The following is a 14,164-nucleotide window of genomic DNA, read 5'->3' on the forward strand; positions in this document are numbered from 1 at the left end:
ATTACGTGATATAAATATTATAACTATATATAAAAAACATAGTCAATAACTATTTTAAAATATACGTATTCGCATAAAAATAAATATAACAATAAAACAAACAAATAAAAAAGATTGAAAACAAAGTTACAAAACTATTTAAATCAACGTTTTATAAAACAAAAACAAAAACCTATGATAAATAAAAATTATTAAAAAAATATTTAAATAAAATTCTAAAAAATAAATAAATTCCATTAAATTATAGTTTTTTAACGTCAAGTAAATAAACAAATAAACATGTATTTTATTTTAAAAAAACAATTTATTTCTTTATCGCTAAAAATTAAAAGATAGGAAAACTTATCAATGTGATAAGTTTTCCTATCTTTTATTCATTCTTTTTCTCTACTTCTCTAAATAAAACTCAAATCGACTTCCTGCATACTGCGTACGAACATATTCAAAGGGTAGCCCGTTTTCAAAATAGGAGACTTGGCGCACACGCAGAATTGCATCGCCTCGTTTAATCTCTAAATATTCTGCGATCTGCTCCGATGCTTGAACAGCAGAGATCGTTTGGTTAGAATGGCCAATTTTGTGGCCAGATTTGGCTTCAAGTGTTTTATAAAAAGAGTTCGTGATTTCAGATTTGCCATATTGCGAGACCAATGAATAAGGAATGCTCGCCACCTCAAAACAAATCGGAATGTCATCCGCAAAACGAATTCTTTCCATTCGTAAAATTGAATCTTCTGGACCTAGTTGTAATTTTTCCATCTCACTAGAACTAGGTTTCGCTACAAAATAAGACACCGTCCGACTAGAAGGAACGCGATTTTGAGACAAGGTAATTTCTGTAAAACTAGTGGTACCTGTCATTGTTTCTTGAACTTTCTTACGTGCTACATACGTTCCTGAACCAATTTTTCGTTCTAAAATCCCTTCGTCTGCTAAAGTCTGAATGGCTTGGCGTAAGGTCATTCGACTAACATCAAATTTCAAGGCTAATTCTCGCTCAGAGGGCAAACGATCCCCGATACTCCAGACACCTTTTTCAATATCTTCTTTGATTTTATCGTGAATTTGAATATAAATTGGTATATTTTGAACCATTTACGCTTCCTCCTCTTCGTTCATCTCCTCTTCTATTATAACTGGTATAGACCGTGTAAACAACCAAAAAATGATAAATAAAAGAGAAATTGGAATTTTTATCAAAGTTGGTCTAGTTGCACACTTTCTTTTATAACAAAAACATTTGGCTTGGTCAGTAAAAAGTGACCAAGTCAAATGTTTTTAAACGAATTTCTATTAGTTATTATCTTTTTACATTTTCTTCTTTCAACAACTTGTTCGCTGTGGCCATCATCAAACGGATTCGGTTCAACTGATTGACCAAAGATACCCCTGGATCATAATCCACCGCCGCAATATTTGCTTGCGGATATTGACGTCGTAGCTCTTTCACGACCCCTTTTCCAACAATATGGTTTGGTAAACACCCAAACGGCTGCATACAAACGATGTTATTCACCTCATGTTTTAAGAGCTCAATCATTTCAGCTGTTAAAAACCAACCTTCACCTGTATGATTACCAATTGATAAAATTTTACTTGCATCTGCTGCCATATCATAAATGGAATGAATACCATCAAAACGGACAGATTTTCTCAATGCCTTATCCATTGGTTTTTCTACCAATTCAATGATTTTTATCGCAAATTCTGCTAAACGTTTGCTTTGTTTTGACATGCCCATATTTTCGTATTTCCAAATTTGATTGTACAAAGAATAGTTCATAAAGCCAACAATATCTGGCACAACTGCTTCAGCACCTTCTTCTTCTAGCAAACGCACAATACCATTATTCGCTGTCGGCGAATATTTCACTAAAATTTCCCCGACCACACCGACTTTTGGTTTTTTTATCTCTTGTAAAGGAATTTCATCAAACGTCCGAATAATTTTTTTCATGAAGTGATTAAATTGTGTCAGCGAACCATTCCGGACATTGGCTTCCACTCTTTTTAGCCAATCTTGGTGTAGTTGATCCACCATTCCTTTTTCTGTTTCATAAGGTCTTGTTCGATAAACTACTCGTTCGAATAAGTCACCATATAAAAAGGCAACTACTAAGCGTTTGAGCATTGGCAACGTAAATTTAAATCCTGGATTGGATTCGACTCCTTTATTGCCCATCGAAACTGAAACTACAGGAACTTGAGAAAAACCAGCATCATTTAAAGCTTTTCGTAATAATGGAATGTAATTCGTTGCGCGGCAACCGCCCCCTGTTTGCGTCATTAAGACACTGACATTATCCAAATCATATTGACCACTTTCCAAAGCTTCAACTAGTTGTCCGATGGAAATAATTGCTGGGTAACACGCATCATTATTGACATATTTTAACCCGACATTCACAGCTTCTTTGTCTTGCGCAGGCAAACAGACGACATGATAGCCAGAAGCTTGTAATGCTACATCGACTAATCCAGATTGATGAATCGGGCTAAGCATTGGTAACAGTAAAGTATGTGTTTTTTTCATTTGTTTTGTAAACACAATTTTCTCCGGCTCTTCCATTTGCATATGCGGAACAAACTGTTGCTTCTCCCGCTCATTGACAGCCGCTTTCAAGGAGCGCAACCGAATACGAATTGCGCCCAAATTCGCACCTTCATCGATTTTGAGGACTGTATAAATTTTGCCAGACCGATCCATGATTTCTTCTACTTGATCGGTTGTCACAGCATCTAAGCCGCAACCAAAGGAATTCAGTTGGACAAGTTCTAAATTTTTCGTCTTAGCCACTACTTTAGCCGCCGCATATAAGCGAGAATGATAGACCCATTGATTCACCACACGTAAATTCTGCACGTCTCCAAGATGCGAGATACTGTCTTCTGTCAAGACATGGAATCCTTCCTGTGTAATGACTTCGGCAATGCCGTGATTAATCTCTGGATCCAAGTGATACGGTCGCCCCGATAAGACAATCCCTCTCTGGCCTTTTTCAGTTAACATGGCTAACGTTTCTTCGCCTTTTTCTTGAATTTCTTTTTTAAAGGCTGCTAATTCTTGATAACCATGATGCAGCGCTGTTTGAATTTCTTCTAAGGAAATCCCTAAATCAGCAAAATTTTCAGCTAAAACTTTGGCAACTGCAGCTTCATTCGCTAAATTAAGATAGGGATTTCGATAATCCACTTGGCCCTCTCTGATGGCATCCACATTATTTCGAATGACATCTGGGTAGCTTTGCACAATTGGACAATTAAAATGATTATCCGCTTCCACTGTTTCTTGCTGTTCAAAAACGACACCAGGATAAAAGATAATTGGCACTTGCGCATCAATTAATGCTTGAATATGTCCATGCGCCATTTTCGCTGGGTAACAAACCGTATCACTGGGAATCGTTTCAAGGCCTTGTTCATAGATTTGTTTATTAGAACGTGGCGATAATTCGACCCGAAAGCCTAAGTCAGTAAAAAATGTATGCCACAAAGGATAATTTTCATACATGTTTAGGACTCTAGGGATACCCAAGCGCCCACGAAACGCTTTATTTTCCCGCAAAGGTCGGTACTTAAATAACTTGCGGTACTTATAATCAACCAAATTCACTTTGCGTTCTTCTCGTTTAATTTTAATTCGCGCACCACGTTCACAGCGATTTCCCGTAATAAATTGGCGCCCATCTGAAAACACTGTGACCGTTAATTGACAATTGTTTTCACACAAGCCGCAATGAGTAAATTCCTTTTCAGAGGTAAATGCCGCTAACTCTTCTAAAGAAAGAAGCGTGGTTTCTTCCCCAATTTCATAAGCGTCCAAAGCAATCAGCGCTGCCCCATAGGCCCCCATCAAACCAGCAATAGAAGGACGAACCACTTCACGACCGCTAATTTTTTCAAAAGCTCTCAAGACCGCTTCATTGTAAAATGTTCCTCCCTGGCAGACAATCTTTTCTCCCAACTCTTCAGGCCGGCGAACCTTAATGACTTTATAAATGGCATTTTTGATGACTGAATAAGATAGTCCAGCAGAAATATCGCCGACAGAGGCCCCTTCTTTTTGAACCTGTTTCACTTTTGAGTTCATAAAAACAGTACACCGAGAACCTAAATCAACAGGCGCTTGCGATTCTAAAGCGGCCAAAGCAAAATCCTTCACATTATAGTTTAAAGATTGCGCAAAGGTTTCGATAAAAGAACCGCACCCAGAAGAACAAGCTTCATTTAATTGAATGGAGGAAAGCACGCCATTTTTAATGGTCATCGCTTTCATATCTTGTCCTCCGATATCCAAAATAAAATCCACACCTGGCTGAAAATGGTTGGCTGCTTTGTAATGGGCCATCGTTTCAACTTCACCAATATCGACTTTTAACGCATTTTTTATTAGCTGTTCTCCATATCCTGTAACAGCCGCTTTTCCGATAAAAACTTCTTCAGGCAGTTGTTGATAAAGTGACTTCAGTACTGTCATGGTGGTTTCTAAAGGTTGCCCTTGGTTATTACCATAAAAAGAAAACAACAAATGACCATCTTCATCAATCAATGTGACTTTTGTCGTTGTAGAGCCTGCATCAATCCCTAAAAAGGTCACGCCAGTATGTTGAGATAAAGGTTTCTCCGTTGCTTGAGCTTGCGCGTGTCTTTCTCGAAAATCTGCCAAATCTTCTGCGCTGTTAAATAACGGTGGTAACGTGTCGCTCGGCTGTAAATCAGTAGCCTGGCTGTTCACTAAGCGCTGAATTAATTCTTCCAATGTACATTCGGCTGCATCTTCTGAATAAAGTGCTGCACCCATTGCTACAAACAGTTGCGGTTGTTCTGGAAAAATAACATCTTCTGGCTGAATTGCTAAGGTTTCAATAAACCGTTTTCTCAATTCTGACATGAAAAATAAAGGTCCCCCTAAAAACGCTACTTTACCTTTAATTTTGCGACCAGCAGCTAACCCGGCGATTGTTTGATTAACTACCGCTTGAAAAATACTCGCCGCAATATCTTCTTTCGCTGCTCCTTCATTGATTAAAGGTTGAACATCCGTTTTGGCAAAAACCCCACAGCGGGAAGCAATCGGATAAATAGTTTGATAATTCTTCGCCAATTCATTCACTCCATTGGCATCTGTTTTAAGTAAAACAGCCATTTGATCGATGAAGGCGCCTGTCCCACCTGCACAACTACCATTCATTCGTTGCTCTAAAGCACCATCAAAAAAAGTGATTTTTGCATCTTCTCCGCCAAGTTCAATAGCAACATCCGTTTCTGGGATTATTGTTTCAACAGTTCGTGTACACGCGATAACTTCTTGAACAAAGGGAATCCCTAATACCTCAGCCAGCCCCATACCACCAGAGCCAGTTATGCTCATTGTCACAGGTTGGTCTGCACCGATCCTTGATAGCCCTTCTTTTAAAATACGTTCCGTTGCTGCTTTGACATCTGAAAAATGGCGTTCATATTTTGTAAAAATAGGCTGATTTTGTTTATTTAAAAATACTAATTTTACTGTCGTTGACCCAACATCAATCCCTGCTCTCATAACCATCAATTAAAATACCCCTTCATTTCCCAACAGTTTGTTGATTATTATACAAACTGTTTGTTATAATAGATATACCTATTTTAGAAAGGTTCTAAATGATTTGCAACAAGCAATTTACCCTATTTTGTGAGATAAACAACAAAGTTTCCGCGAATGTTGACTATCTCGAAAGGAATTTATGATGGCAAAGAAAACAGACCTTAGAGTACAACGAACCAGAAAAATGATTATTGAAGCTTTTTTTAAACTTGTAGAAACGAAAGGCTACGAAGCGGTGACGATTCAAGATATTGCTGATGAAGCTATGATTAATCGTGCGACTTTTTATGCTCATTTTAAAGACAAACAGCATTTATATGATGCAATCTTCACCTTTACGCTTAGTGCTTTTACCGCTATTCTTGATTCGCAACAACTGGTTAATGGCAACCGTGTCCGCGTGAAGCACATTGAAGAACTTCTGACGCAACTCTATATTAATATTCAAGAGAACAAATCTTTCTTCTTAACTATCATGGACAATAATTTCAACGAACACTTTCGAAAACGCTTAGCTGAAATTATCGAAGAAAAATATGCGACGATTTTTTCGCAGTTGCGTATTACCGAAAATGATATTGATGTACCGATAGATTTTGTTATTGAATACATGACCTCTATCTTCATCGGTACCCTTCATTGGTGGATTACTAGCGAAACAGATATGACACCCAACCACTTAGCCCAATTAGTTATCAAATTAGTTGGTAATGGGCATTTAACTGTCTTAGGTATCGAATTAGAAAAATAAAAACACCGGAGTAGACAATAATTTTGTCTGCTCCGGTGTTTCTGTTAAAGACGAATTAGTTTTTTGAACGCCACTTGATATTGTGGGCTGTATTTCTTGAAGAAGTGACTTTAACACCACTTTTGATGTTGCCTTTTTTACGAGGAATTAAGTCAACTTTGACATCATACTTACCATCGCGTGCTAAATCGTAAACATTTTCAACCATTTCTGTAATTTTTTCTTTAAAGTTCATTCTTATCAACTCCAGACTATTCTTTCTTAATACTTTAGCATATTCTTATATAAATGAAAACTTTTCTAGCCTGTACATGAGGAAAATCTTACCTCATTTTTGTTATATAATTATACAAAAAAAGAACATCTCTCTACCAGAAATGTTCTGAAAACTGGGGTAGCTGGATTCGAACCAACGCATGACGGAGTCAAAGTCCGTTGCCTTACCGCTTGGCTATACCCCAAAAAGAAAATGGAGGAAAGTGGATTCGAACCACTGAACCCTAAGGAACGGATTTACAGTCCGTCGCGTTTAGCCACTTCGCTATTCCTCCAAAAAGTCATTGTCGCTGTAACGACCTGACTTAGTTATAATACAATCTTTTCCAGAAAAAAGCAACCCTTTTTTTAAAAAAATTGTTATTTATTTTTTATTCACTTAAATTCCATTGACGAATAATTGTTTCAAAGGCTTCGTCCAGATTTTTTGCTGTACCTTCTTGCTTGCCATCAATTTCAATGATGAATTTTTTATCATTTTGCGGAATGACACGACCGATTTCTTTTTTACCAATAAATAATTTGTTCATTAAAACATTTGCTCCATTGTATTGGGCTTTTTCTTCTTCAACACGTACTTCAATATCTTTATTCTTTTTTGACATCTCTATCCCTCCAAGAACTCTATGTTATCAGAATCTTTGAAACAAAACAAGCACTCGCTATTTCTCTGTCAGATTGTTCGTTTATCGTTTCAATGCAGCATTAAGGAGTAACGAAATGCGATTCGCTACTCCTTAATGGCTGATTTCTATTCTTTTTCTGAACCTTCTGTTGCATGATAGTTCACGCTATTTGAGGTACCTTTTTTAGAAAAGTTTTCAATTAGCTCTTTCACGTCGAGGCCCGTTGTTTCTTTTAGTGTTTCTTGTGTACCAGCCAACAAGTTTGTTGCATAATTGGTAATACGGTTGGCGCCAGAATTTTCGCCACCTGCGCCTGTATCTACCACTGAAATCTTGTCGATGTTGCCCAATGGTTGTGCTGCTTCTTTCATTAATTGTGGTAACATTTCCATCACCATACTTAACACAGCTGCTTCACCATATTCTTTGAAGGCATCAGCAATCTTTTGTTTGGCTTCGGCTTCCGCTGCACCACGAGCTAAAATAGCTTCGGCTTGCGCTTGACCTGTTAAACGCGTTTTATTGGCTTCCGCTTCGGCTAATGCTTCAACTTTGAAGCGTTCTGCTTCGGCTTCTGCTACTTCGCGTGCTTTTTGAGCAAGAGCTTCTTGTTCGCGTGCGTAACGATCTGCATCAGCTTTTTTCTTAACTTCTGAGTCGTATTGTTTTTCACGACGCGTAATTTCTTTTTCTTCTAACTCAATTTGTTTTTGACGTTCAACAACTTTGACTTCCATTTCTTGTTCCACCACGTGTTGTTGTGCACGCGCACTTTCCAAGTTATAGGCTTGGTCTGCTTTGGCTTTGGCAATATCTTGTTCTTGTTTGTATAACGCTAATTTCAATTCTTTTTCTTTTGAAGCTTCTGCAATTTCTGTTTGACGTTGCAATTCCGCTTGTTGTGATTCTTTTTCTGCTTCCGCTTTTTTGATGCGAGTTTCTTTCAAGGCTTCTGCTTCAGCAATATCTGCATCACGTTTAACTTGAGCGATTCTTGGTTTCCCTAATGAATCCAAGTATCCATTTTTATCACGAACTTCTTTAATTGTGAACGACACAATAACTAAGCCCATTTTAGCTAAGTCAACACTGGCAACTTCTTGTACACTTTGGCTAAATTTATCACGGTTTTGGTAAATTTCTTCCACTGTCATTGAACCTAAAATCGAACGTAAATGTCCTTCTAATACTTCACGTGCTTCATTTTCTAATTCTTCTGTTGTTTTTCCTAAAAATTGTTCCGCTGCTGTCGCAATTTCTTCAACTGACGAACCAATTTTAATGATTGATGTTCCATCACACATCACAGGAACCCCTTGTTCTGTGTACACTTCTGGTGTAGAAACATCTAATTTACTTGAAAGCAAACTAATTCGATTTGAACGTTGGAACACTGGTAAGACAAACGCACCACCGCCACGAACGATTTTAATTTTGTTGCCACCTTCATCTACATGAACATTTTTAGAGCCTAGATAGCTCCCGCTGATAATTAACGCTTCATCAGGTTTGGCTGTCTGATATTTAGAAACAAACACAATTAATAACATTAATAATACTAAAACTGCAATAATAATCGGTAACAAAATCCCCATTTTCTTCTCTCCTACTCTATATTTTTAGACTGCCTTCGTAAGGAATGACATAACAAACCCGTTCTTTCAATTCAATAATCAATACCTCACTACCTCTTGGCGCAGCCACTTCTTGTGGCACATAAAATGCTGCTGGTCGACTTAACGAACCTGTGACACTCTTCAATTGAATCTCGCCCATTCCCCGGACAGGAATTGGGGTAATCACAGTAGCAACACGACCCTCCATGTCTTTTTCCGAAATAGAAATTGTGGCCTCCGAATTTTTCAAAGGGACCAACACATAAAAATTTAGGAAGAAAACAATAATGGTTGAAAGAATACCACTGACAATTAAAATAAGCCAACTATTCACCGCTGTTAATTCTTCCCCAAGGTACCCAAACAGCGAGGTAAAAGCAATCCATGGAATAATCAGCATTGGGTCCACCGGTCCATCAAAATTAAAAACATCCCCAAAAATAATTAGTAAAAAAGCGAGGACCGCGCTCCCCACTAATGCATAAAAATAAACCGTTTCCAATGGTAGACCTTCTAACACTTTCCCCACACTCCTTTCTGTGCTATAACCTAGTAATAGTGTACCAATTTTTAAATAAAAAGAGTAGTAATTTCCAAATAAATCTCAAAAGATACATCTTAAGACCTATTTTTTCTTAATAAAAGAAGCAGCAATAAACGAGCAGTCCTAGAATTATCGAACTTCTACGGACTCCTCGTTTTTAAAATGTGCTATTCATTTGATTTTAACGCTTCAATCATATTGATTTTCTTCAATTTCCGATGCATAATGACCATCACAAACAACGTGAAACACATGGTGATGACTGCGGAATACAGATAACTTGGCCAATGAATAATTGGCGAAAACATAATTAAATCAACTTCAACGGTTGCTAAAATATACTGATGCAAAATTTTCCCAAAGAAGCAGCCAACAATAATACCAATGAACGTTAAAATAATGTTTTCACGGTAAACATAGGTGGTGACTTCACGATCGTAAAACCCTAAAACCTTAATCGTGGAAAGTTCTCGAATCCGTTCAGAAACATTAATGTTGGTTAAATTATATAACACAATTAACGCTAAAGAACCAGAAACAGCAATTAGTACCCAAATGACAATATCAAGGCTTTTTAGCATATCATCAAACGAACCTTTCATCGCAGTTAAAAACGTAATGTTCAACACTTTCGGCTGTTTTGTCAACGCCTCTCCGATTGAGGTTTCTTGTTTTGAGGATAACTTTTTGTCAAAAAGTAGGAATTCTGTATTATACTCCGGCTTCTGTTTCGTCATCGTCTGGTAGAGTTTCGGCGTCATATAGACAAAATGACCCGTGTAGTTCTCTGCAATCGCGGCAATTTTCACGTGATAGGTTTGATTATCACTATTTTCTAAATTTAATTGATCTCCGACTTTATAGCCAAATAATTTAGCTAATTTTTCATTAATGATTACACCGTCATCGTTGAGGGAATATTTTTCTCCAGTGACTCGATCATTAAATAATTGAAACTCAGCCATTTTCGAAGGATCTTGTGGCACATAAAGAGTAATATTTTGAGTTGGTGCGCCTTTGCCCTTCGTTTTAAAGATTTCTGAATATAACGGAATTGTTTTATTCAAACCATCCAGTTTGCGCAACGTTTCTTGATACTCTTTTGTCTCTTCAGGTGTTGTTTGCTCTTTAAAAGTCACGACTGCTTGGTAATGCCAGATTTTATTAAATTGAATTGTAGCGACATCCACAATTGAATCGCGTAAACCAAAACCAACAATTAACAGCCCCATACAACCAGCTATTCCGATAACGGTCATCAGCATCCGTCGTTTATAGCGGAACAGATTTCTAGCGGTCACTTTTTGAATAAAGCTCATGCGTTGCCATAAAGGGCGGATTCGTTCTAATAAAATCCGTTGGCCTGCTTTCGGCGCTTTGGGTCTTAGCAAGGTAGCTGGGGTACTTAATAAATCGATTCTTAATGTCACTAAGGCCGCTCCCACAGTACAAGCTAAGGCTACAATGATGCCCCATAAACTGTAATTTAAGTACCACGGTGTAACTAAATCAGGAATATTGTACATTTGACCGTAGGCATCAAAAATTATTTTAGGGAATAGATAATAGCCAACTGCCAATCCTAATAATGCACCTGTTAGGCTAGCAACCGTTGCATAGGTAATAAAAATCGAAGCAATTTCACGATTACGATAACCTAAAGCTTTCAAACTACCAATTTCCATTCTTTTTTCTTCCACCATACGTGTCATGGTAGTTAAGCTGACTAATGCCGCAATTAGGAAAAAGAACAACGGGAACAGCGTGGCTAAAGAAGAAATCCGATCAGCATTATCTTGATATTCAGAAAATCCTGGATTGTCTTCCCTGGTAAAATAATAATAAGTTGGGGCTTTCAAATTGGCTAGCTCTGTTTCTTTTTCAGCCAACAGTTGTTCTTGTTTAGCCAATTCGTCTTTTTGCTTTTCAAGCATCTCAGATGGAATTCCTGGTTGTTGCTCCAACTGCGCAAGTGCTTGTTTTCCCGTTTCCAGCGCTTGCCGACCTTGGTTAATGTCCGGCTGAGCCGAATCACGCAGAGCCGCAACCTGTTCTTCTGGCCGATTTTTCAGTGCCTCTTTTACCTGATTTAAGGCCTGCTCTCTTTTCTTTTCATAATCAGAGGAATACGTATTTTGATGTTTTAATGAACGAAATGAGATTAGCAATTCTGGATACCGTTGACTGTCAAAGGCTTTTTCCGAAACCACGCCAAAAAAGTTTAACGTTCCAGAACCGACCGTTGTGGTTCCCCTGGATGTATTATCAATATATTCTGGTGAATTGATAAATCCGACAACAGTAAAATGAGTTTGCGTCAGTCCTTTTTCTTTAATCGCTGCATCGTTTAAAGTGATTTTATCACCCATTTTATAGTCATATCTAGTTTTCGCTAATGTATCTAATGCAATTTCATTTGTTTGTTTAGGTAAGCGACCGTCAACTACTTGATAGTTAACCGATCCTGCTTGATTTTTTCGATAGCCAAACAATTTTACTGCATTATTTTGCGGCCCAATCGTGGCATCTATTGTATACCGCGGCACAACTGTTTCGACATCTTTTAAAGACTGTAGTGTTGTTAAATCTTTCTTTTCCAGTCCCATTGTAGAAATTATTCGCGCATCTGGAAGCTGCTCTTTCTGGTAATAATTATTCGCGGTTTTAATCATATCTGGTCCAGTAGCTTTCAAACCAACAAAAACCATTACACCAAGGAAAATAATCCCCATAATCGATAAAAACCGTGTAGTAGATTGTCTAATTTCACGTAAGCTTGTTTTAATTAGCGCTGTTTTCTTCATTTTAGGCACCTACCATTCAATTTCAGCAACCAATTTAGGCTGATCATTCACAGTCATTTCGCGAACTTTCGCATCATTAATTCGAATTACCCGATCGGCCATTTCTGCAATGGCTGAATTGTGGGTAATAATTAAGACGGTCGTTCCTGTTTCACGAGCAGTGTTTTGCAAAATAGTTAAAATTTGTTTCCCTGTTTCATAATCCAGTGCTCCTGTCGGTTCATCACATAAAAGTAACTTGGGCTTTTTAGCAATCGCACGGGCGATGGTCACTCGTTGTTGTTCACCACCAGAAAGTTGCGCTGGAAAATTATCTAAACGTTCCCCTAAACCCACCGATTGTAAAACAGTGGTCGAATCCAACGCATCCGCAACGATTTGCGAAGCCAATTCGACATTTTCTTTTGCCGTTAAATTTGGGACTAAATTGTAAAATTGGAAAACAAACCCGACATCATTGCGTCGATAAGTGGTTAATTGTTTCTCTGAAAACTGAGCGATATCTGTACCATCAATAATAATTTCCCCTTCATCACAGCTGTCCATTCCACCAAGAATATTTAAAACAGTTGATTTTCCAGCACCGCTGGGGCCTAAAATAACCGCTACTTCTCCTTTTTCCACTTCAAAAAAAATGCCGTCATTCGCAGTAATAGTTGTCTCTCCCATTTGGTAACGCTTGTATTCATTTTTTACTTCAATATAGGCCATCCACTATCCCTTCCCTTCTACATTAAAATAGTAACATATCTGAGAAAACAAGTCTTTCAAAGAAAAGCCTTTTTTGATTTTTTAGCAAATTTACGTATAATAGAAAAGATGGTCCACTTAAATTTGGACTATTGCAAGTATAAAATTAGAGGAGCACGTTATGGCAAACAGAAAGAAGAAACCACCATTTAATTCAACCATCATGCTAATTGGCGCATTAATCATTTTAATTTTAGGCGCGGTTGGCGTTAAAGTTCCTGATGCTTTACAAGATTTATTTAATGTTCAACCACAAACAACCACCCCTTCAAGCACACCAGCACCTAAAGGAGATAATCCCGGACCCATTGAAAATGGTAAAGCCACATTTTCAGCAGAGGAATTAAAGGATAACTCAAACGGCTGGATTACTTATCATTCTCTAGATCGTCTAAAACGAGCGACAGGCGCTGATGCGCTATTAAAACCCGCAATGGTCAATACAGGAACTTCCGCTAATAAAGATATTCGACCAGCTGGTTTCATTTCAGGAAAAGCTAATCATTCGCGTGGCCACCTAATCGGCCGTCAAATGGGAGGCAGTGGTGATGATCCACGTAACTTAACCACCTTGTATCAGAATCCTGTCAACACTCCTTATATGACGAAATATGAAAATCAGATTCGGGCAGCTCTTGATCGCGGCGAAACCGTTCGTTATCGCGTGACACCTGTATATAACGGAAACGATTTGTTGGCTGAAAAAATCATCTTAGAAGCCAAAAGCCTTAAAACAAATTCACCCATTGATTTTTCAGTAACTATTTTAAACAAACAATAAGGAGGAACTTTCATTGGATTTTGAACAGCTAAAAGAAACATTACCCGATGCAAAACCACAAACATTTTTGCAAGCAATCCTCTCTCAACCTCAAGAAGAGGATGCTGAATTAACTTTCAGTGAAGAAATTGATGAACAGTTTGTCGAAAATTGTAAATTTTTAGCCTCTCCAGAAACCATTTCTGAAACAGATGTGGAACATTGGCGCAAACAAGAATTTTTAGTTGTCGCCCAAAGTTTAGATGGCGATTATCTAGCAGGTACTCTAGAGCAAACCTTTGTGATTCCCAGCTCCCTTTACAAAGAGGATATTGAGCAATTTGACAAGCAATTAATCGATTTTTTTATTGCCTACGAGAACAAAGAAATCACTTCTGCGATTTTACCAAAAGAATTATAAAAAAAGCTTGCGGATAAATTTCCGCAAGCTTT

Annotated in this window: 11 protein-coding genes and 2 tRNA genes; 3 read left to right on the forward strand and 10 right to left on the reverse strand. The window is 37.8% G+C overall.

Annotation, left to right across the window (positions count from 1 at the left end; translation table 11 throughout):
• Positions 1 to 387 precede the first annotated feature (387 nt).
• Together IGI97_RS08375 and IGI97_RS08380 are read right to left on the reverse strand one after the other, a co-directional pair.
• Complete coding sequence (locus IGI97_RS08375) at positions 388 to 1,095, reverse strand: GntR family transcriptional regulator (RefSeq protein ID WP_002357800.1); 708 nt, start codon at positions 1,093 to 1,095, stop codon at positions 388 to 390.
• Between the two features lie 205 nt (positions 1,096 to 1,300).
• On the reverse strand, positions 1,301 to 5,548 hold the full coding sequence (locus IGI97_RS08380) for an acyl-CoA dehydratase activase-related protein (RefSeq protein ID WP_438738801.1): 4,248 nt from the start codon (positions 5,546 to 5,548) through the stop codon (positions 1,301 to 1,303).
• A 175-nt stretch (positions 5,549 to 5,723) separates the two neighbouring features.
• Here IGI97_RS08380 and IGI97_RS08385 point away from each other — a divergent pair, with 175 nt between their 5' ends.
• Positions 5,724 to 6,335: a TetR/AcrR family transcriptional regulator gene (locus IGI97_RS08385; RefSeq protein ID WP_002357803.1), complete on the forward strand. Its 612-nt coding sequence runs from the start codon at positions 5,724 to 5,726 to the stop codon at positions 6,333 to 6,335.
• Positions 6,336 to 6,390: 55 nt separating this feature from the next.
• On the opposite strand, the gene IGI97_RS08390 is transcribed toward IGI97_RS08385, so the two are convergent.
• The 8 genes from IGI97_RS08390 to IGI97_RS08425 all read right to left on the reverse strand — a co-directional run bounded on the left by IGI97_RS08390 (position 6,391) and on the right by IGI97_RS08425 (position 12,912).
• Positions 6,391 to 6,570: a hypothetical protein gene (locus IGI97_RS08390; RefSeq protein ID WP_002357804.1), complete on the reverse strand. Its 180-nt coding sequence runs from the start codon at positions 6,568 to 6,570 to the stop codon at positions 6,391 to 6,393.
• 154 nt (positions 6,571 to 6,724) lie between these two features.
• Positions 6,725 to 6,796 (reverse strand) — tRNA-Gln (locus IGI97_RS08395).
• 9 nt (positions 6,797 to 6,805) lie between these two features.
• Positions 6,806 to 6,886: transfer RNA gene (locus IGI97_RS08400), tRNA-Tyr, on the reverse strand.
• A gap of 96 nt (positions 6,887 to 6,982) precedes the next feature.
• Entirely contained in the window at positions 6,983 to 7,216 is a 234-nt protein-coding gene (locus IGI97_RS08405; RefSeq protein ID WP_002357806.1) for a DUF2969 domain-containing protein, read from the reverse strand.
• Positions 7,217 to 7,362: 146 nt separating this feature from the next.
• Positions 7,363 to 8,832 carry a flotillin family protein gene (locus IGI97_RS08410; protein WP_002357808.1) on the reverse strand — a complete coding sequence of 490 codons (1,470 nt, stop codon included), beginning with the start codon at positions 8,830 to 8,832 and terminating at the stop codon, positions 7,363 to 7,365.
• Between the two features lie 16 nt (positions 8,833 to 8,848).
• On the reverse strand, positions 8,849 to 9,382 hold the full coding sequence (locus IGI97_RS08415) for a hypothetical protein (RefSeq protein WP_002357809.1): 534 nt from the start codon (positions 9,380 to 9,382) through the stop codon (positions 8,849 to 8,851).
• Between the two features lie 182 nt (positions 9,383 to 9,564).
• Complete coding sequence (locus IGI97_RS08420) at positions 9,565 to 12,201, reverse strand: FtsX-like permease family protein (RefSeq protein WP_438738405.1); 2,637 nt, start codon at positions 12,199 to 12,201, stop codon at positions 9,565 to 9,567.
• Positions 12,202 to 12,210: 9 nt separating this feature from the next.
• A complete protein-coding gene (locus IGI97_RS08425) occupies positions 12,211 to 12,912 on the reverse strand; it encodes an ABC transporter ATP-binding protein (RefSeq protein WP_438738407.1) in 702 nt (233 codons plus the stop codon).
• A gap of 160 nt (positions 12,913 to 13,072) precedes the next feature.
• On the opposite strand from IGI97_RS08425, the gene IGI97_RS08430 reads away from it, so the two are divergent.
• A complete protein-coding gene (locus tag IGI97_RS08430) occupies positions 13,073 to 13,732 on the forward strand; it encodes a DNA/RNA non-specific endonuclease (RefSeq protein ID WP_002357812.1) in 660 nt (219 codons plus the stop codon).
• Between the two features lie 13 nt (positions 13,733 to 13,745).
• Positions 13,746 to 14,132 carry a hypothetical protein gene (locus IGI97_RS08435; RefSeq protein ID WP_002360464.1) on the forward strand — a complete coding sequence of 129 codons (387 nt, stop codon included), beginning with the start codon at positions 13,746 to 13,748 and terminating at the stop codon, positions 14,130 to 14,132.
• Positions 14,133 to 14,164: the final 32 nt, after the last annotated feature.

The sequence above is a fragment of the Enterococcus sp. DIV2419 genome (genome assembly GCF_051711865.1).
Classification (GTDB): Bacteria; Bacillota; Bacilli; order Lactobacillales; family Enterococcaceae; genus Enterococcus; species Enterococcus faecalis.

Excerpts from the sequence above, each read along its gene's own strand:
- IGI97_RS08375 (WP_002357800.1), bottom strand. The coding sequence starts at position 1,095 with ATGGTTCAAAATATACCAATTTATATTCAAATTCACGATAAAATCAAA.
- IGI97_RS08380 (WP_438738801.1), bottom strand. The coding sequence starts at position 5,548 with ATGGTTATGAGAGCAGGGATTGATGTTGGGTCAACGACAGTAAAATTA.
- IGI97_RS08385 (WP_002357803.1), top strand. The coding sequence starts at position 5,724 with ATGATGGCAAAGAAAACAGACCTTAGAGTACAACGAACCAGAAAAATG.
- IGI97_RS08390 (WP_002357804.1), bottom strand. The coding sequence starts at position 6,570 with ATGAACTTTAAAGAAAAAATTACAGAAATGGTTGAAAATGTTTACGAT.
- IGI97_RS08405 (WP_002357806.1), bottom strand. The coding sequence starts at position 7,216 with ATGTCAAAAAAGAATAAAGATATTGAAGTACGTGTTGAAGAAGAAAAA.
- IGI97_RS08410 (WP_002357808.1), bottom strand. The coding sequence starts at position 8,832 with ATGGGGATTTTGTTACCGATTATTATTGCAGTTTTAGTATTATTAATG.
- IGI97_RS08420 (WP_438738405.1), bottom strand. The coding sequence starts at position 12,201 with ATGAAGAAAACAGCGCTAATTAAAACAAGCTTACGTGAAATTAGACAA.
- IGI97_RS08425 (WP_438738407.1), bottom strand. The coding sequence starts at position 12,912 with ATGGCCTATATTGAAGTAAAAAATGAATACAAGCGTTACCAAATGGGA.
- IGI97_RS08430 (WP_002357812.1), top strand. The coding sequence starts at position 13,073 with ATGGCAAACAGAAAGAAGAAACCACCATTTAATTCAACCATCATGCTA.